Source organism: Stenotrophomonas sp. STEN020, assembly GCF_056760195.1.
In genome coordinates this window covers 1-19,451 of sequence record NZ_JBRREI010000010.1, presented here as the reverse complement: position 1 = coordinate 19,451, position 19,451 = coordinate 1, and the positions used below count along the sequence as shown (strand labels likewise).

Here is a 19,451-nt window from a genome sequence, read left to right as displayed (position 1 = left end):
GGAGACAAGCGCTCTGCCCCCTCCCTTTGGCGCAGCCAAGGGCAGGGCTGGGGAGGGGTGCTTCAAAGCCTTTGCTTTCCCCAGCAGTCCCGCCTAAAAAGACCCGTCAAACGAACACGCAAGGACGCCCATGAAAACCCTGGCAACCACCTCGCTGCTGCTCCTGGCCCTGACCGGCTGCAACAAGGACGCCCCCGCCCCCACCACGCCCGCAGCAACCCCGGCTACGGCTGGCACCAGCGCGCAGGACATCAGCAACGCCCGCAGCTTCCTCAGCCACATCTACGCCGGCTATCACCCCGACGCCGGGCTGGACGCCATCCTGCCCGACGAAGAGGTCTACACGCCGGCCCTGATTGCCGCGATGCAGGCCAATAGCGACGCGTACGCCGGTGAAGTCGGCTATCTGGACGGCGATCCGCTCTGTGACTGCCAGGACACCGCGCAGGACCTGCGCCAGCTCAGCTTCGATATCCAGCCGCTGGCAGACGGCCAGCTGCGTGCCAGCACCCAGCTCGATGACCCCCAGCACCCCTTGCAGCTGCAGTTGACCCTGCAGCGCCAAGGCAACAGTTGGCGGGTTGCCGATATCGCCACCGCGCGTGCCCCCAGCCTGTTGCAGGCGCTGGAGCGCGATACCGCCACGGCCAAGCAGGCCGCAGGGCAGGCAGGTTGAACCGGCGGATCGGCTGGTTTTAAGAAATCCCATATAAAACAATTGGATATATTCGGAGCGCCCGGCTCGCCGGAGCCGGTCAAGGCGCCGTAAATGCTCCTCCACACCCCCGGCTGGTAGCATGTCTACCCCGTAATCCAAGCGCAGTTCTGTAATGGCCGATCCCAAGAACCCGTCCGTCACCCAAGCCCAGGCCGAAGACGCCGTGCGCACCCTGCTGCGCTGGGCCGGTGAAGATCCCACCCGCGAAGGTCTGCTCGACACCCCGCGCCGGGTAGCCGAGGCCTATGGCGATTGGTTCAAGGGCTATAACGACGATCCGCGCGAGTACCTGGCCCGCACCTTCGAGGAAGTGGCCGGTTACGACGAAATGATCGTGCTGCGTGACATCGAGTACGAAAGCCACTGCGAGCACCACATGGCACCGATCATCGGCCGTGTGCACGTCGGCTACATCCCCAATGGCCGCGTGGTCGGCATCTCCAAGCTGGCACGCGTGGTCGAGGCCTATGCACGCCGCTTCCAGGTGCAGGAAAAGATGACCGCGCAGATCGCCGACGTCATCCAGGACGTGCTGCAGCCGATGGGCGTGGGCATCGTGGTGGAAGGTGCACATGAGTGCATGACCACCCGCGGCATCCACAAGCGTGGCGTCAGCATGGTCACCTCGCGCATGCGCGGCACCTTCCATGACGACGCGCGTACCCGCGCCGAGTTCCTGCGTTTCATCGAAGTCGGCCACGCCCGACGCTGAGCCCAGGGATCGCACGCGCTCGATGAAGTACCGCCAACGTATCGCCGGCTATCAGCGTCTGCGCGAGCAGCCGCTATGGAAACTGCTGGCCTCCGACCGTGCGCCGGTGCTGGTGGGCCTGTTGCAGGGCCTGCTGCTGGAAGCGGACCGCCGCATTCCCGGTTCCATCCTCGCCGAGCGCCTGCAGCAGCAGCTGGACACGCTCAATGGCGAGGAGCTCGAGGTCGAGCTGCCGCGCACTGCACCGGCTTACATCGCCTACTGGCTGGCCCAGGGCTGGCTGGTACGGCGCCTGCCTGAAGGCGCGAGCGAAGAGGAATACGAGCTGTCGCGGCACGCCGTGCAGGCGATCCGCTTCATCGCCGGCATCGAGCACAACGCCAGCCTGGCCACCGAAAGCCGCTTGGCGATGGTGATGCAGCAGATCTCGCAGCTGGCTCAGCAGACCGAGGCCGATCCGGAAGCACGCTTGGCCGCATTGAAGGCCGAGCGCGACCGCATCGATGCCGAGATCGCGCAGGTGTCCACCGGCAAGGTCAGCGCGCTGGATGGCAAGCGCGCGCTGGAACGCACCCGCGACGTGATCCGTCTGGCCGACGATCTGGCCGAAGACTTCCGCCGCGTGCGCGATGACTTCGAGCAGCTCAACCGCCGCTTCCGCGAACGCATCATCGACGACGAAGGCGCACGTGGCGATGTGCTCGACCGCCTGTTCAACGGCGTCGATGTGATTGGCGAATCCGACGCCGGGCGCAGCTTCCAGGCGTTCTGGGACCTGCTCAATGACCCGCGCCGCAGTGGTGAACTCGACGCTGCGCTGGACACCGTGCTCAACCGCGGCTTCACCCGCAAGCTGGACCGCAACGAGCGCAACTTCCTGCGTAACTTCACCAGCACCTTGCTGGAGCGCGGCGGCCAGGTGCATGAGGTGATGCAGCATTTCGCCCGCAGCCTGCGTGGCTTCGTGCAGAGCCGTGGTTACCTGGAACAGCGCCGCCTCAACCAGCTGCTCAAGCAGGCGCAGGGTCAGGCCCTGCAGCTGCGCGAAGAAGTGCGGCCAACCGCACCCACCGGCTTCGTGCTGCCGCTGTCCTCGGCGCGCGTGCGCTCGATCGGCCAGTGGCGCCTGCACGACCCGCGCACGCATCAGGTCGATACCTCCATCTATTACGCCGAGGCCGCCGAGATCACCCTCGACAGCGTTGGCGATCTGGTCGCACAGTCGGAAATCGACGTGCGCACGCTGAAAGACAATCTTTTCATGCTGCTGGGTTCGCGCCCGCGCCTGAGCATCTCGCAGGTATTGCGCGAGCGGCCGGCGCGGCAGGGCCTGGGCAGCGTGATCGGCTATCTCTCCATCGGCACCCGCCATGGCAAGGTGATGACCGACCAACTCGAAACCGTGGAATGGACCGGCGGTGACGGCGTGGTGCGACGCGCCCGCGTGCCGCTGATCTGGTTCCTCAAGGAAAGACGCGATGAACTGGTCTGAGACCGAAACCGATAGCGAAGCCATCAGCGCGCCGGTCGCGCCGGCACCCACCTTGAGCGGCGGCGCCCTGTTCGTCGGCGACAGCGGCCGCCTGCCGGTCGATGCACGCCGCGCGCTGTGCCTGCTGCTGGCCGGCCCCAGCGTCGACGCCCAGCGCCAGCCGGCGCAATGGGCGGCACTGCTGCGCAATGAAGACGAAGTACGCAGCCTGCTGTGCGAACTGTTCCTGGAACTGGTGCTGGACCGTGACGGCGGCGTCGCCTTCACCCGCCAGGCCGATACCGCCGAGCTGGATTCGCCCAACCTGTTGCGCGCTGCGCCGCTGACTTTCATCGAGTCGGTGCTGCTGCTGTTCCTGCGCCAGCAGCTGGCCGAGGCCGACACCCGCGGCGAACGCGCGGTGGTGGCTGAGTTCCAGCTGGTGGAAGCGATGAGCATCTACCAGAAGAACGTCTCCACCGATCAGGCCGGTTACGGCAAGCGTGTTGCTGCCGCCATCGCCAAGATGCGCGAGAACCAGCTGCTGTCCAAGCTGCGCGGCAGCGAGGACCGCTACGAAGTATCGCCGGCGCTGAAGCTGCTGTTCTCGGCCGAGGACGTGCAGGTGCTGGTCGAGGCCTATCGCCAGTTGCGCGACGGCGATGCTGTCGCTGACGCGGTTGCCGACGATGAAGAAAACACCAGCGGCGCTGCCGCCGAATGATGCCTGGCGCCCACGCCAGGCTGACCAGAATGACCACCGCCGCGCCTTGCGTGGCGGCTGAAGGATGAGCCGTATGGAAACCACTTCCCACACCCTGCTTCCCAATGCCGCGTTGTTCAACGACCCGGCCAGCGATGCGCGCGCGAACCAGTTCCGCATGCGCCGCCTGCAGGTGCTCAACTGGGGCACGTTCTCCGGCCTGACCGAAGTGCCGATCGCCGAACGTGGCTTCCTGTTCGTTGGCCGCTCCGGCTCGGGCAAGTCCACCCTGCTCGATGGCATGAGCGCACTGCTGACGCCGCCGAGCATCGTCGACTTCAACGCCGCCGCGCGTGAAGCAGAACGCTCCGGCCGCGACCGCTCGCTGGTGTCGTATGTGCGTGGTGCCTGGGCCGACCAGCAGGACAGCGAGTCCGGCGAAATCGCCACCCAGTACCTGCGCAAGGGCGCTACCTGGAGCGCATTGGCGCTGGAATACCACAACGCCCGCGGCGACGCGGTGTCGATCGTGCGTCTGTTCTGGATCGCCGGTGCCGGCACCTCGGCCAATGATGTGCGCAAGCACTACATGGTGATCCCGCGTCGCTTCGACCTGGCCAAAGAGATGGAAGGCTTCGACCTGGACCTGCGCAAGCTGCGCGGTCGCCTGGGCGAAGACGTTGGCCACTTCGACAGCTTCACCGGTTATGCCGAGCGCTTCCGTCACCTGCTGGGCATCGGCAACGACATGGCGCTGCGTCTGCTGCACAAGACCCAGTCGGCCAAGAACCTTGGCGACCTCAACGGCTTCCTGCGTGGCTTCATGCTGGAAGAGCCGCGTACCTTCGAAGCAGCCGACCGTCTGGTCGATGACTTCGCCGAACTCGATGGCGCCCACCACGCCGTGGTCACCGCGCGCCGCCAGGTCGAAACGCTGACCCCGGCGCGTGATTTCCACCAGGACTTGATGACGCTGCGCAAAGGCGTGGCAACGCTGCGTGACCTGCAGATCGGCATCGACGGCTTCCGCGAGGAAAAGCGCCTGGAGCTGGTCAACGAGCGCCTGAAAGAAGTGGAGATGCTCGACCGAGGCCTGATGGGCGAGGAAGGGCAGCGCCGGCAATCGCTGGACAACCACGAACAGAAGCTGGTCGAACTGGAACGCCAGCAGCGCGAGCAGGGCGGCGAGCGTGTCGACGAACTCGAACGCGAGCGCACCCGCGTCGAGCGCGAAGTCGAAGAACGCAGCCGCCGCCGCAAGCAGCTGGAAGGTGCCTGCCGCCAGCTCGGCATGGCCCTGGCCGAAACCGCCAGCGGCTTCTCCGAGCAGGTGGAGCAGGCGCGTGCATTGATCGACGGCACCAAATCCGGCGCCGGCACCGTGGACGACGCCATCGCCGAGCGCATGGCCGAGCGCCGCGATGATGAAAAGCGTTTCGCCGCATTGCGGGTGGAACTGGAATCGCTGAAGGCCACGCCGAGCTCGATCCCGGCACCGCTGCAGCAGATGCGTGCACGTCTGTGCGATGACACCGGCCTGTCCGAGTCCGCGCTGCCCTTCGTCGGCGAACTGATCCAGGTGCGCGAGGACCAGATCGGCTGGCGCGGTGCGATCGAGCGCGTGCTGCATGGCTTCGCGCAATCGCTGCTGGTCGACGAGAAGAATCACCAGCAGGTCGCCGAGTGGGCCAACCGTACCCACCTGGGCACCAAGCTGGTGTACTTCCGCATCCGTGACAACGAGCTGCTGCACGCCCGCGAGCCGGAGAAGCGTTCGCTGATCCACAAGCTTCAGTTGCGCGATCATCCCTACGGCGATTGGGTCTACAACGAGCTGCAGCGCCGCTTTGATTACACCTGCGTGGAAAACGCCGGGCAGCTGCGCAACGAAGACCGCGCGATCACCCGCGAAGGCCAGATCAAGCACCCCGGCGACCGCTACGAGAAGGACGACCGGCATGCGGTCAACGATCGCAAGCGCTGGATGCTGGGCCATGACAACCGCGACAAGCGCCGCGTGTTTGAACGCGAAGGACAGGAGCTTGCGCAGCGTATCGCCCGCAGCGAGGCCGACGTGGCAATGCTGCGCAAGCAGCGCGAAAGCGGGCAGGAAAAGCAGCTGGCCGCGCACTCGCTGATCGAGCGCGACTGGGACGAGATCGATGTCGGCCCGCGCCTGCAGCGGCTGAGCGATATCGACGAGCAGCTGGTTGATCTGCGCGAAGGCGACACCGCCTTGGCGCGCATTGGCCAGCAGATCGAATTGACTCGTGGCCTGCGTGATCAGGGCAAGCGCACCTATGAAGACGTGCGGCTTGAGCGCGGTCAGTTCTCGCGCGAGCGTGCACGGCTGGAGCAGCTGCGTGACAACGGCCAGGCGCGCGTCGCCAGTGCGCCGCTGACCGAGTTGCAGCGCGAAGGTCTTGAAGAGCGTTTGAACATCCTGCCGGGCTTGAACCTGGAAAGCCTGGAAAGCCACTTCCGCGTGGTCGAGCGTGGGCTGGCAGAAGAGCTCGGCAGCAGCCAGGGCCGCGATGCCAAGCTGACCCAGCATCTGCTCGATTGCTTCCGCAAATACACCCAGCAGTGGCCGGAAGACTCCGGCGACTTCACCGTGTCGCTGACCAGTGCCGACGATTTCCTTGCGCGTTTGACCCGCCTTGAGAGCGACGGCCTGCCGCGCCATGAAGGCCGCTTCTTCGAGCTGCTGCAGACCCAGAGCAAGAACAATCTGCTGGCCCTGCAGCGCCACACTGCGGAAGCGCACAAGGCGATCAAGCAGCGCATGGACGAGGTCAACGCCTCGCTGGAGCAGGTGGCGTTCAACCGCGGCACCGTGCTGGCGATCGACGTGCATGACCGGCGCCTGCCGGAAGTGCAGGACTTCCAGCTGCAACTGCGTGCGGTGCTGACCCACCAGCAGACTGAAGACCGCTCACTGGCCGAGTCGCAGTTCAACGTGCTGCGTGAGCTGGTGCGCCGTCTCGGTGCACAGGAACCGGAGCTGCGTCGCTGGCGCGAGCAGGTGCTCGACGTGCGCCTGCATGTGGAGTTCATCGGCGTCGAGCTGGATGCTGATACCCGCGAGCAGGTGGAAATCTATCGCAGCGGCGCCGGCAAGTCCGGTGGTCAGCGCCAGAAGTTGGCTACCACGTGTTTGGCTGCCGCATTGCGCTACCAGTTGGGCGGCGAAGACGGCGAACTGCCGCGCTACGCCGCGGTGGTATTGGACGAAGCCTTCGACAAGGCCGATAACGAATTCACCGCCTTGGCGATGAACATCTTCGAGAACTTCGGTTTCCAGATGGTGGTGGCCACCCCGCTGAAGTCGGTGATGACGCTGGAGCCGTTCATCGGCGGCGCCTGCTTCGTCGAGATCAGCGGTCGTCACGATTCGGGCGTACTGCTGATCGAGTACGACGACGAAGGCAATCGTTTGAAGCTGCCGGCGCGTGCACGTGGTGCGATGGCGCAGGCCAGTGCGGAGGATGCGGTGGATGTGCCGGTTGCTGTTGAAGCAGCGGCTGCGTCCAGCGCGACTGCTGATGCCGAGGTTGAAGCGCCGGCTGCTGAAGCTGTGGTGGAAGTGGAAGCCAAGCCTGCAGTGAAGAAAGCTGCGAAGAAGGCTTCGACGAAGAAGAATATTCCGGCCTGATTGCGGGCGGCCTGTGCTGTCCTGGTGATAGCCAGAAAACCAACATTGGCTAGAGAACTCGCGTTGTCCCCTCTCCCGCCTGCGGGGGAGGGTGCCCCGAAAGGGGCGGGTGGGGGGAGCTTTTGATCTTGCTTTGGCTGTTGCATGAAGCCAAAGCCAAAGCCAAAGCCAAAGCACCCCTCCCCAACCCTCCCCTTGGCCTTCGGCCAAAGGGAGGGAGCACGGCCAGAGCAAAGCCATCGCTGCGCTTGTTACCCACCCATAACCCAATACACGCGCAACGGAGATCAGCATGCATTACGTAGAAATCATCACCGCGCTGGTGGTGCTGCAATACCTGTTCTTCATTGTGCTGGTCGGCCGCGCGCGTGGCCGCTACGGCGTCAAAGCACCTGCCGTTACCGGCCACGAAGGCTTCGAGCGCGCGTACCGCGTGCAGATGAACACCTTGGAGCTGATGGTCGCGCTGCTGCCGTCCATGCTGATCGCCGCACGCTTCTGGCCAGCCGAATGGGTGGCGGGTATCGGCGCGGTGTATCTGATTGGCCGCTTCATCTATTGGCGCGCCTACGTAGGCAACCCGTCCAGCCGCGGACTGGGCTTCGGCCTGTCGATGCTGCCGGTGCTGGTGCTGCTGCTGATGGCCTTGGCCGGCGCGTTCCTGCGCTGAGCAATCCTGCTTTTGTAGGAGCGGCGTAAGCCGCGAGGCAGGACCGCCTGCCGCCGTCGATCAATTTGCAATCGAGACAAGCCCGGCGTTGGGTCAGCAGGAATTCCAGTGGACTGGGCATTCGAGCCCACCGGCTTCGCGGCTTACGCCGCTCCTACAACGGCAATAAAAACCAAGGGAGCCTTGCGGCTCCCTTGGTCGTCATCCAACTCAGAAATCCATGCTGAGCTTGGCGTAGGTGTAGCGGCCGGGCAGGTCGTAGGTTCCCGGGTCATAGCCATTGAGCGTGCAGCTCAGGCAGATCGGCGGGTTCTTGTCGAACACGTTGTTGACGCCAACGCTTACCTTCACGCCCTTCATCCACGCATCGGTACGCCAGCTGATCTGTGCGTCGTGATAGGTGGTTGCGCCCAGCCAGTGCTGGTCGGCAACGCTGTCGGTGCAGATCGCAAAGCCGTTGGCACCGGCACAGCTTTCGCGCAGACGGTCGATGTAACGCATCGTCCAGTTCACGTTCCAGTTGCGGAAGTCCCAGTTGGTGCTCAAGGTCGAGCTCCATTCCGGGATCGAGCTGTCACTGACTTCGATGCCCGGGCCCTTCGGTTCCGGTTGGCCGGACTCGTTGATCAGCTCATAGCGGGTCACCCAGGTTGCCTTCCAGTCGAAACCGAGCTGGCCCCAGCCGGTTTCCGGCAACAGCCAGTGCGCGTTGAAATCCCAGCCGCTGGTGTTGATGGTGCCGAGGTTGGCGAGGATGTCCTCGAAGCGGATGATCTGGCCACGGTCGTTGCGGGTGTAGCTGGCGCAGGCGATGGCATCGCGGGTATCGATGCAGCGGTCCATGATCGACTGCGCATCCGGTGCCTGGATCGCCTTGTCGATGGTGTGACGGTAGAAGGTCACACCCAGGTCCAGTTTGCTGGCCCAACTGCTGTCTTCGGCCCAGCTCGGGCTCCACACCGCACCGGCCATGAACGAACGGCTTTCTTCCGGCTGCAGGTCGCGGTTGCCGGCGGTCACCACCGAGATTTGTGGATTGGCCTGCTCGTAGCCAGGCGGCACACCGTCGGCAACACACTTGGGCGTGGTCGATGCGGCATTGTTGCAGGGATCGACGATGGTGGCGTCGAAGCGGCTCAGCGTGCCGTACAACTCACCGATCGACGGTGCACGGAAGCCCTGTGCGAACGACATGCGCAGCAGCAGTTCATCGGCCGGCTGCCAGCGCAGCCCGATCTTGCCGGTGTTGGTGCCGCCGAAGGTGGAGTAGTCCGAGTAGCGGCCGGCAATGCTCAGGTCCAGGCTCTTGCCCCAGAAACCTTCGCGCGCCAGCGGCACGTCGAACTCGACGTAGGCTTCCTTCACCGAGTAACTGCCGATGGTCACACCCGACGGCACGCCGTTGTACTCACCGGCGATGGTGATCGGGTCGGGGTGGTACTCACCCTTGTAGCGGCGCCATTCGGCACCAGCGGCGAAGGACACCGGCCCGGCCCAGATGTCGAACAACTCGCCGGTGATGTTGGCCGAGCCCAACGACAGCGTGTTCTTGCTGCGGTCACGCACGATCGGCGAGATCCACGCCAGCATCTGCGGGGTGATGGTGCCCGGCCCGCCAAACAGGTTCAGTGGCACGCACCCGGCGATAGCCGCACACGCCGCCGGATCGCCCAGCGCCTGGTTGATGTGCTTGATGTTGTAGCTGCCGGTATTGGTCTGGGTGGCCTTGCTTTCGCTGGACATCACGTTGACGTCCCAGTTCCAGGTGCGTTGGTTGACCTCGAACACACCATCCAGCCCGCCCGCGGCGTACCAGGTCTTCACGTCCTGCTCGTAGCGGCGTGGACCACCTTCGACCGGTCGTCGGCCGAGCAGGAACAGGTTGGGATTGGGGCCCATCGTGGTCAGGTCGAAGCCGAACGGGTTGTACGGATTGTTGGCCGAGATCACCAGCTTGGTTTCTGCCCAGTCGTTGTATACGCCGGCATCGGTGCCGAGGAAGAACGGCTCCGGCGCGGCCTGGTTGGCCGACTCACGCTCGCTGTAGAGGCCGCGGAACCAGCCGCTGACATTCGGGGTGAATTCGAAGCGCACCTGGCCGAAAACCGATTTACGTTCGTTCGGGGTCAACAGCAGGTTGTAGGGTGCGAAGTTGAAGCGGTCCGCCCTGGTGAAGCAATGGTAGTCGTCGGTGCGGGTACAGCCGGTTTGGCTGGGATCGAACACCGGCTTGGTGACACCGGTATTGGACGTGATGTTGTAGGTATTGCCACTGGGGTCGGCAAACACCAGCCGGCCCTGCGGCGTAGCCGAACTGCCGTTGGCCAGTCCGGTGCCGGGCACCGGTTCGCGTGCCCACAGGTATTCGGACGAACTGATCTCTTTCTGCTTGAACCACGACGCGCCAACAATCCACTGCGCACGATCGCTGCTGCCACCAAAACTCAGGTCGACGCTGCTGGTGCCGCCGCCCTTGAGGTTGTAGTCGCCGTACTGCACGTCGACATGGCCGCCTTCGGCGCCCTTCTTGGTGATGATGTTGACCACGCCGGCAATTGCATCGGAACCGTAGAGCGAGGACGCGCCGTCTTCCAGTACTTCGATGCGCTCCACGATCGCCAGCGGAATGGTGTTCAAGTCCACCGACGAACCTACGCCCGAGCCGGAGGATTCATTGACCCAGCGAATGCCGTCCACCAACACCAGGACGCGTTTGGCCCCGAGGTGACGCAGGTCCACCGTTGCTGCGCCCGCGCCGACACCGCCGCCATCAGGAGGAAAGCCGAAGTTGCCGCTGGAGTTGAGCTTGGTGCTCAGCGATGCGCCGCTGGCGGTGAGGTGCTGCACCACGTCGGCGATCGAGCTGTAACCGGTGCGTTCGATGGCTTCGCGGGTGAGTACCTGGACCGGAACCTGGGTTTCCAGTTCGGCTTTCTTGATGCGGGTACCCGTGACTTGAATGCTGTCCAGGGTCTTGGGCGTGCTGTCTGGTGCCTGTTGCGCGAAGGCCGCGCTGGGCAGCAGACACAACAGCGATAAGCGGACAGCGCAGCTGAGGCGGCGCGGGCGTAGCGGTAACAACGTCATCGGAATGCTCCTGGTGATTGCCGGACTACGTGCCCGCCACCATGACGGGCGTAGCCGAGTTGTAAGCAATTCGTTAGGAGCAAACAAGCGGCGTCGCCGCAATGCGAACCTGAATTCGCATAGTGAAACGGCAGTTACATCACATCATTGAGCTGAATAGCCTCCGTCGACCAAGTGGTAGCTTCCGGTAATGAAGGACGCTTTGTCCGACAACAGGAAGCAGGTCAACGCCGCCACTTCCTCGGCTGTGCCCAAGCGACCGGCCGGATGCAGCGCCACCAGCCCGGCATAGGCGCGGTCGTCCATGCTCTGCAGCAGCGGTGTATCGATGAAGCCCGGGCCCACCGCATTGATCCGCAGCCCGCGCGCGGAGTATTCCAGTGCCGCGCTCTTGGTCATGCCGACCAACGCGTGCTTGGCCGCTACATAGGCGGCAGCACCGGCCCAGCCATTGCTGCCCAGGATCGAGGCCATGTTGACGATGGCACCGCCGCCACTGGCCAGGATCGCCGGGATCTCATACTTCATCGAATAGAACACGCCGTGCAGGTTTACCCCGAGCACGCGGTGCCATTCTTCCAACGGGTAGTCGGCGGTCTGCAGGCTGGCACCGCTGATGCCGGCGTTGTTCACCGCCAGGTGCAGGCCGCCGAAGCGTTGGTTGCAGGTGTTGACCATCAGCCGCACGGCATCCGGATCGCTGACATCCACCTGCAACGGCTGTACCCGGTCGCCCAGCGACATGGCCACGGCGGTGGCGGCATCACCGTCGATATCGGCGGCCAGTACCTGCGCGCCGCGCGCAGCCAGTTGCCGCACCACCGCCTCGCCAATTCCAGAGGCGGCACCGGTAACCAGCGCTACGCGGCCGGCAAAATCGTCTTGCATGGGGGGCTTCCACAACTGCGGTCATTCCGCATGTGGCTAGGCTCCCGCGTTTGCCTTTCAGGCGCATTGCGTGGGATCAATCCAAGCTGGTGGCGGGGCTGTTCTTTGCGGATGTCGGCAGCGCTGCATGTTGTCCGGGATGCGTATGCAGTGGCACGAAGGCGCTCAGATCCTCTGCCCGCATCGGCCGACCAAAGAAATAACCCTGTCCGTAGATGACGCCCCTGTCGCGGAAGAAGTCGGCCTGCTCCTGGGTCTCGATGCCCTCCACCAGGGTCTGCATGCCAAGGCTGCGGGCCAGTTCGATGATGTGGGTGGCGACCTGGCTGGTCACCGCTTCGGTGCAGGCGGTGGAGGTGAAACTCTTGTCGACCTTGAGGATGTCGAACGGATAGGTGGTCAGGTAGGCGAGGCTGGAATAACCGGTGCCGAAATCATCGATGGCGATTTCGATGCCCATCGCATGGATCGCCGCCACCACATCCTGCGCGCTGGCTTCCTCCAGCAGGCCGCGTTCGGTGGCTTCCACCACGAACCGACCATTGCCAGCGCCGAGCGAACGCTGCATCTCCGCCAGCAGTTGCGGGGTCTCCATCGATTGCAGGTCACGCGGCGATAGATTCACACCCAGACGGAAGCGCGGGTATTGGCGGAAAAATCCGCTCAGGTCCTTGACCACCAGTTCCATTACCCGCCGGGTAACCAGCTGGATCAGCCCGGCATCCTCGGCGAACGGGATGAAGCGGTCAGGTGGCACCACGGTGCCGTCTTCGTGCTGCCAACGCAGCAGTGCTTCGGCGCCGATGCAGGTGTCGTCCTGCAGGCTGAACACCGGTTGGTACATCAGGAAAAAGTGCCCCTTGTTGATCGCGCGCAGCAACTCGGCGCGGGTCGACCATTGGCGGCGGATCATCACCAGTGCCATGCCCAGCACCGCCAGCCCGGCAATGATGCCAAGCGGGATGAACCAGTGTGCGAACTGCGCCATGCGCGCATCAATTGCCGACAGTGGCGTGGCCACGACTATCCCGGTGCCGCCGGGACGGAGCACGCGCCGCACCACCAGATAGCCGGCCTCGGCATCAGTGAAGTGGCCGTCGTTGTCCTGGTCGGCCGTCGTTGTGGTCCAGCGTTGCAGCAGCGTGCCTTGATGTGCGGCGTAGCGGCCATCCGCGCTGTTGAACAGGCCCAGTGAAAGATCGGGGCGTGCGAACGGGGAAATCAGTCCGTCCGGATAGACCAGCAGCGCATAGCCGTCCTTTTCCAGCACCGCAAACTCGCGCCCAGGCAAACCGGGTACTTGGACCTGCATGTAGACCTGTACGCCGTCTGGCCCTCGTGAAGGATCTGGCCGCAACACGATCTGCTGCATCAGCGCGCCGCCGGAGGAGCAGGCAACCTTGCCGTCCTGCAGGTACAGCGTGCTTTTGACGATGTGCGAGCTGATGCCGAAGCGCTGCATGCGCAGCAGCCCGGCCGGGCTGCAGGGTGCATCGCCGCTGCTGCGCATTTCCGCCTGCAGGCGCTCGATCACATCGATGGTGCCGGCCACCTGGCGGCTGATGCTGGTCGATACGTCATCGAGCAACACGTACTTCTCGCGGATGGCTTGTTTGCGCGCCTGATGCAGCGAGTACAGCACCGGCACACAGGCAAGTATCGCGGCGGCGAGCAGCAGCAGCGCAGCGATGCGGTAGCGATTCTTCATGGATGGCGCCATCCCAGGTTGGCTTCTAACTGCGCCACTATGTGATGTACGTCAAGAATTTCCAGTGACGAAGATTTAGCTATGTGCAGGCGGGCTTCACACCGGGCGGAAGGTATCCCAGGCCATGCGTGCGATCAGCACCACTACCAGCACCACAAAAAGCTTGCGAATCAATGGGGTGCCGCCGCGCAGGGCAAGCCGGGTGCCGGTCACCGCGCCCAGCACGTTGGCGGCCGCCATCGGCACAGCCAGCGCCAGCAGCACATTGCCGCTGGGTACGAAGAACGACAATGCCGCCACATTGGTCGCCAGATTGACCACTTTGGAGGCGGCCGAGGCGCGCAGGAAGTCCAGCCCGAAGAACCGCACGAACAGGAAGATCAGGAAGCTGCCGGTGCCCGGGCCGAAGAAACCATCGTAGAAGCCGATCACACCGCCCATCGCCAGCGCGATCAGCAACTCACGGCGGCCGACCTCGCGCGGGCGGTGCAGCGCGCCGAAGTCTTTTTTGGCCAGCGTATAGCCCAGCATCACGATCAACAGGGTCAGCACCAACGGCCGCACCGCCTCCTTGGACAGCAGGGTTACTGCGGTGGCCCCCAGGAAGGAGAACGCAAATGCCGCGGCGGCCGCCAGCAACACCGGCCGCCATGGGAAGCGCACCGCACGCGCATAGCGCAGCGCCGAGGCTCCGGTACCGAACACCGAGCTGAACTTGTTGGTGCCCAGCAAGGCCGCTGGGGTCTGCTGCGGCAGGGCAGTGAACAAGCCTGGCAACTGGATCAAGCCGCCACCGCCGACTGCCGCATCCACCAGCCCCGCGATGAAGGCGATGACCAGCAGCCACGGCAATTCGGGTGGAATCAACTCCAGCATGGCAACTCCGGCGCAGGGCGCGACAGCATACGCTCAGTGCAGCGGCGCATCGCTTGGAACCGCGTCGGACGTGGATGAAAATGCGCAGATGCAGACATCTCCTACTTCTCCCTGTCCCTGCGGGCGGAACCAGACCTACGCCGCCTGCTGTGGCCGCTACCACGGCGGTGAAGCCGCACCGGATGCCGAGTCGCTGATGCGTTCGCGCTACAGCGCTTATGTGCTCAAGGACGTCGACTACCTGTTGGCCAGCTGGCATCCGGACACCCGCCCGGCCACGCTCTCGCTGGAAGACGCTCCCGGCCAGCGCACGCAATGGCTGGGCCTGAGCGTGCAGCGCCACGTAGTCACCGGCGAAGACACGGCTGAGGTCGAGTTCACCGCCCGCTACCGCGTAGGCGGTGGCAGCGTGGTAAAGATGGTCGAGCACAGCCGTTTCCAACGCATCGATGGCCGCTGGTATTACCTGGATGCGGCCGGCTGAAGTACCCCAGCACATGCGCAGCGCGCTGGGGATGGCAGGCAGCGGCAGCAATCCCTTCGTAGAGCCGAGCCATGCTCGGCTGAGGCTTTACCGGTGAAACCCCTGCCGAGCATGGCTCGGCACTACGCTTTTGCTCCCTCCCTTTCGCATAGCGAAGGGGAGGGTTGGGGAGGGGTGCTCTTGGCTCGTGGCTCTCCGCGACCCTCAAGCACCGCCAGCTTCGCGGCTCACGCCGCTCCCACATCCAAGCAAAACCAGCCGCAGCCACACACCCACAGCGCTTATCATCAAGCTCCAGTGCAAGGAGCGTATGGATGAACCCGATCAATCTGCTGCGTGCAGGCACCACGTTGGCAGCGCTGACGCTGGCCCTCTCTGCCCAGGCCGCGATCACCGACTTCGGCAGCTGTGGCGCCTCACTCAAGAGCGCCGCCGTTGCCCAAGGCATCAGCGGCGAAAAGCTTGATCAGGTCTTCAGCAGCATCACCCCGGACCTGAGCGTGCTGCCGCTGCTCGATGCGCAGCCTGAGTTCACCACCCCGATATGGGATTACCTGGCCTCGCTGGTCGACAGCCGCCGTATCGCCGATGGCCGCGCGCTGCTCAGCCAGCACCGCGTGCTGCTGGATCAGGTCAGCGCCCAATATGGCGTTGATCCGGCCACCATCGTCGCGGTCTGGGGCGTAGAGAGTGACTACGGCCGGGTGTTCGGCAAGCGTCCGCTGCTGCAGTCGCTGGCCACACTGTCCTGCAATGGCCGCCGCCAGCCCTTCTTCAAGGGCGAGCTGTTGGCCCTGCTCAAGCTGATCGACAAGGGTGACTTGAACCCGACTGGCCTGACCGGCTCCTGGGCCGGTGCCTTCGGCCACACCCAGTTCATGCCATCGACTTATGCCCGCATCGCCGTGGATGGCGACGGTGATGGTCGGCGTGATCTGGTCGCCAGCATTCCCGATGCACTGGCCTCCACCGCCAACTATCTGAAGCAGTCCGGCTGGCGCACCGGTCAACCTTGGGGCGTGGAAGTCCGCATCCCGGCCAATTTCAATGCCGCACTTGCCGGCCGCACCAAGCGCAAGCCGCTGGCGGACTGGCGCGCGCTGGGTATCACCCTGGCCGATGGCAAGCCGCTGCAGGCATCGGCCATCGCTGATGACAGCAACGCCGCCTTGCTGCTGCCAGCCGGAGCCAAGGGCCCGGCCTTGCTGGTGTTCCGCAATTACGACGCGATCTATTCCTATAACGCCGCCGAAAGCTACGCCCTGGCCATTGCCACCCTGGCCGACCGGTTGCGCGGCGGCACCGGCCTGAGCGCGGCCTGGCCCACCGATGACCCGGGCATCGGCCGCGACGAGCGCCGTGAACTGCAGACCCTGCTGCTCGCGCGTGGCCACGACATCGGTGCCGCCGACGGCATGGTCGGCACCGCCACCCGCCGCGCCATCCAGGTCGAACAGCAGCGCCTTGGCTGGAAGCAGGCCGACGGCCGCGCCGGCACTCGCATCCTGCAGGCGTTGCGCAACGCCAAGCTGGCGCAGCCCACCGCGTTTCAGCTACCACCCAATTACCAGCAACTTGTCCAATCACCGATCGTACGGAGCAGCGTTTCAATGAAGGATGTGCAGGGCCTGAGTACAGGCGACTTCAAGGGTTTCGACGCATGGAAGGTGGAAACCCCGTTCTCCACTGCTGCCATCAGCGTGTTCGGCGGGCAGTTGCTGTCGTTCGTGCCGAACGGTGGCCAGGACGTGATGTGGCTCTCGCCCACCGCCAAGCAGCCGCCTACGCCTATCCGTGGCGGTGCGCCGGTGTGCTGGCCGTATTTCTCGCGGCAAGGGCAGGGCAATGACGTGCCTGCACATGGTTTCGTGCGCACAGTCGCCTGGGAACTGCGCGATGCACGCCGCGAAGCCGATGGCAGCATGGTGTTGACCCTTGCACCGCCGGTGATGGAGAACCTGAGTCTGCGCCTGCAGATGGTGCTGCGGATCGGCCGCACCCTGCAGCAGGAACTGATCACCGAGAACACCGGCAGCCAAACCACCAGTTTCACCCAGGCACTGCACAACTACTTCAATGTCAGTGACGCCTTGAAGGTGGATGTCACCGGTCTGGACGGGCTCACCTACCTGGACAAGCTCGACAACGGCAACGCGCACGTGCAGAAGGGCGACTGGAACCTGCGCGACCCGCGTGATCCGGGCCGCAGCGACCGTCTTTACACCCAGGCCGGCGGTCACTACGTGCTGCGTGACCCGGGTTTCAAGCGGGCCATCGACATCAGCACCAGCGGCAGCCGCACCGCCGTGGTCTGGAATGCCGGCGAAGCCGGTGCCGCGAAGATGGACGACATCGGTGCAGCGTGGCGCAACTATGTCTGCGTGGAAGCTGCCAACGCCGGCCCTGACGTGATTGAGCTGGCACCAGGCGGACGCCACGTCCTCAAGCAGGTGTTCGAGGTGAAGCCGCTCTGAGCCTGGAAGCCCCTCTCCCATCGGGAGAGGGGTAGAGGGACGGCGGAACCTCCAGTCCTCAGCAGCCACAGTGGGCTTGGTTGCCCACCAATCAGCGACGCAGCACCAGCAAGGTGATCACACCGGCCACCAAGCCCCAGAACGCAGAACCAATGCCGGCCATCGACAGCCCCGATGCCGTCACCAGGAAGGTCACCAGTGCCGGCTCGCGCTCGGCCTCTTCCTTCAACGCCACCGCCAGACTATTGCCGATGGTGCCGAGCAGGGCGATACCGGCCAGGGTCGCAATCAATTCCTTGGGGAACGCGGCAAACACCGCCGCCACCGTCGCCCCGAACAAGCCGATCACGATGTAGAACACGCCAGCACTCACTGCAGCCGTATAGCGTCGCGCCGGATCCTCGTGCACATCCCGGCCCATGCAGATCGCCGCAGTGATCGCGGCCAGGTTCAAGGCATAGCCACCGAACGGCGCCAAGGCGGTATTGACCACCCCGATCCAACCGATCACCGGTGAGATCGGCGCGTCATAGCCCGAGGCCTTCAACACCGCCACGCCCGGCACGTTCTGCGAGGCCATGGTCACGATGAACAAGGGTAGGGCGATGCCGAACAACGCCGCCCACGACAGCGTCGGCACGGTGAACACAGGCAGCGCCATCTGCAGCTGCACCTGTTCCATATGCATCAGCCCCTTGCCGCTGGCGATCGCCACACCCACCAGCAAGGTCGCGATCACCGCATAGCGTGGCAACCAGCGCCGCCCGATCAGATAGGTGGCAAACATCAGCAACACAAGCAGTGGTTGGGTGTTCACCGAAACAAATACGTCCAGGCCAAAGCGCAGCAGCACCCCGGCCAACATGCCCGAGGCCAGCGACACCGGGATCCGCCGCATTGCCTTCTCGAACACCCCCGAGAAACCAGCCAGCGTGCCCAGCAACGCTGCCAGCACAAACGCACCGATCGCATCGGACAACGGCAGCGTAGTCGCCCCTACCACCAGCATCGCCGCACCGGGCGTGGACCAAGCAGTCACTACCGGCACCCGGTAACGCAGTGACAGGCCAATACAGGTCACGCCCATGCCGATGCCCAGCGCCCACATCCACGACGCAATCTCAGCCTGCCCGGCACCAACGGCCTGTGCCGCCTGGAACACGATCACCGCCGAGCTGGCAAAGCCCACCAGCACCGTAATGAAGCCGGCAACCACAGCAGGCAGCGAGAGATCACGAAAGAACGAACGCGAAGCCGGATTGCTCATCTATATATAGGTGCGACGGATCAACCCGCATTGTGGCCCAGCAAGCAGACCAACAGGCCCCAGCAACGCCAACCGAAGACAAAGCCCCTCTCCCGTTCACGGGAGAGGGGTTGGGGTGAGGGCGGCTCTTTGCACTGCGGCATGACTGCCTTGGACTGGAAGAGCCAAAGCGGCAGCATCACCGCCAAGCCCAACGGCGCATCAGCTTTAGCGCTTGACCGGAGTGTCAGCAGGCCGGAAAGCCTCACAAAGAGCGAAACCCAACCCCCAAGCACCTCCGGCACTTTGCCAACTCTGGCCCCAACCTCCGATTTGCCGCTCTGCAACAAAAAGTGATTGCGATTTTCACAAACATGTCTAGAATCCACCTCCTCGCTTCACGGCGCTGATCACACAAGTGACCGGCACCAAGAAACGACGTCACCAGCCTCGAAACAGGGTGTTGACGGAAACAAAAAGCCTGCCATAATAGGCGGCTCGCTTCGACGAAAAGCCTTCGGGCTCAACCTTGAAGCCGCTGAGTCAACAGCCTCTCAAAAAGGTGTTGACGAAGCAGAAAAGCCACCATATAATGGGCGGCTCGCTACGACGGAAACGTCGCAGCCTACGAAGAAGGCGCTGAGGCCTGATTCGAAGTTCTTTGAAAGTATGCGCAGGTATCTTGTGAGGACGCCTGCAGGAATGGATGACTGTCCATCTTGCAGACGTTTAATCAAGCAATGATTCAATTGTTTTAAT

The 19,451-nt window shown here is 64.1% G+C and carries 13 protein-coding genes and 1 pseudogene; 8 read left to right on the top strand and 6 right to left on the bottom strand.

The window, feature by feature from the left end:
- Positions 1-130 precede the first annotated feature (130 nt).
- The 6 genes and pseudogenes from ACVOLZ_RS06290 to ACVOLZ_RS06265 all read left to right on the top strand — a co-directional run bounded on the left by ACVOLZ_RS06290 (position 131) and on the right by ACVOLZ_RS06265 (position 7,929).
- On the top strand, positions 131-676 hold the full coding sequence (locus ACVOLZ_RS06290; RefSeq protein WP_481515434.1) for a DUF3828 domain-containing protein: 546 nt from the start codon (positions 131-133) through the stop codon (positions 674-676).
- A gap of 154 nt (positions 677-830) precedes the next feature.
- Positions 831-1,430, top strand: a complete 600-nt coding sequence (gene folE / locus ACVOLZ_RS06285; RefSeq protein ID WP_282267683.1) for a GTP cyclohydrolase I FolE — start codon at positions 831-833, stop codon at positions 1,428-1,430.
- Between the two features lie 22 nt (positions 1,431-1,452).
- The gene (locus ACVOLZ_RS06280; RefSeq protein ID WP_481515433.1) at positions 1,453-2,922 is read left to right on the top strand and encodes a DUF3375 domain-containing protein; all 1,470 of its coding nucleotides are present in this window, start codon (positions 1,453-1,455) and stop codon (positions 2,920-2,922) included.
- The gene (locus tag ACVOLZ_RS06275; protein ID WP_481515432.1) at positions 2,909-3,625 is read left to right on the top strand and encodes a DUF4194 domain-containing protein; all 717 of its coding nucleotides are present in this window, start codon (positions 2,909-2,911) and stop codon (positions 3,623-3,625) included. Before ACVOLZ_RS06280 ends, ACVOLZ_RS06275 begins: the two co-directional genes overlap by 14 nt.
- Positions 3,626-3,698: 73 nt before the next feature.
- Positions 3,699-7,244, top strand: a pseudogene (locus ACVOLZ_RS06270) (ATP-binding protein); the annotation flags it as partial.
- Positions 7,245-7,551: 307 nt separating this feature from the next.
- Positions 7,552-7,929 carry an MAPEG family protein gene (locus ACVOLZ_RS06265; protein ID WP_481514069.1) on the top strand — a complete coding sequence of 126 codons (378 nt, stop codon included), beginning with the start codon at positions 7,552-7,554 and terminating at the stop codon, positions 7,927-7,929.
- A gap of 210 nt (positions 7,930-8,139) precedes the next feature.
- Here the strand turns inward: ACVOLZ_RS06265 and ACVOLZ_RS06260 are convergent, their stop codons facing one another.
- The 4 genes from ACVOLZ_RS06260 to ACVOLZ_RS06245 all read right to left on the bottom strand — a co-directional run bounded on the left by ACVOLZ_RS06260 (position 8,140) and on the right by ACVOLZ_RS06245 (position 14,488).
- A complete protein-coding gene (locus tag ACVOLZ_RS06260) occupies positions 8,140-11,016 on the bottom strand; it encodes a TonB-dependent receptor plug domain-containing protein (protein WP_481515431.1) in 2,877 nt (958 codons plus the stop codon).
- A 144-nt stretch (positions 11,017-11,160) separates the two neighbouring features.
- On the bottom strand, positions 11,161-11,904 hold the full coding sequence (locus tag ACVOLZ_RS06255; protein WP_481515430.1) for an SDR family NAD(P)-dependent oxidoreductase: 744 nt from the start codon (positions 11,902-11,904) through the stop codon (positions 11,161-11,163).
- 76 nt (positions 11,905-11,980) lie between these two features.
- The gene (locus tag ACVOLZ_RS06250) at positions 11,981-13,612 is read right to left on the bottom strand and encodes an EAL domain-containing protein (protein WP_481515429.1); all 1,632 of its coding nucleotides are present in this window, start codon (positions 13,610-13,612) and stop codon (positions 11,981-11,983) included.
- Positions 13,613-13,708: 96 nt separating this feature from the next.
- Positions 13,709-14,488 (bottom strand): sulfite exporter TauE/SafE family protein, encoded by a 780-nt coding sequence (locus tag ACVOLZ_RS06245; protein ID WP_481515428.1) that lies wholly within the window; start codon positions 14,486-14,488, stop codon positions 13,709-13,711.
- A gap of 88 nt (positions 14,489-14,576) precedes the next feature.
- On the opposite strand from ACVOLZ_RS06245, the gene ACVOLZ_RS06240 reads away from it, so the two are divergent.
- Together ACVOLZ_RS06240 and ACVOLZ_RS06235 are read left to right on the top strand one after the other, a co-directional pair.
- Entirely contained in the window at positions 14,577-14,972 is a 396-nt protein-coding gene (locus ACVOLZ_RS06240; RefSeq protein WP_481515427.1) for a YchJ family metal-binding protein, read from the top strand.
- 314 nt (positions 14,973-15,286) lie between these two features.
- Complete coding sequence (locus ACVOLZ_RS06235) at positions 15,287-17,446, top strand: lytic murein transglycosylase (RefSeq protein ID WP_481515426.1); 2,160 nt, start codon at positions 15,287-15,289, stop codon at positions 17,444-17,446.
- 91 nt (positions 17,447-17,537) lie between these two features.
- Here ACVOLZ_RS06235 and ACVOLZ_RS06230 read toward each other — a convergent pair whose 3' ends face one another.
- Together ACVOLZ_RS06230 and ACVOLZ_RS06225 are read right to left on the bottom strand one after the other, a co-directional pair.
- Entirely contained in the window at positions 17,538-18,713 is a 1,176-nt protein-coding gene (locus ACVOLZ_RS06230; protein WP_481515425.1) for a benzoate/H(+) symporter BenE family transporter, read from the bottom strand.
- A gap of 533 nt (positions 18,714-19,246) precedes the next feature.
- On the bottom strand, positions 19,247-19,451 hold a 205-nt coding region (locus ACVOLZ_RS06225; protein ID WP_481515424.1), incomplete at its 5' end, for a hypothetical protein.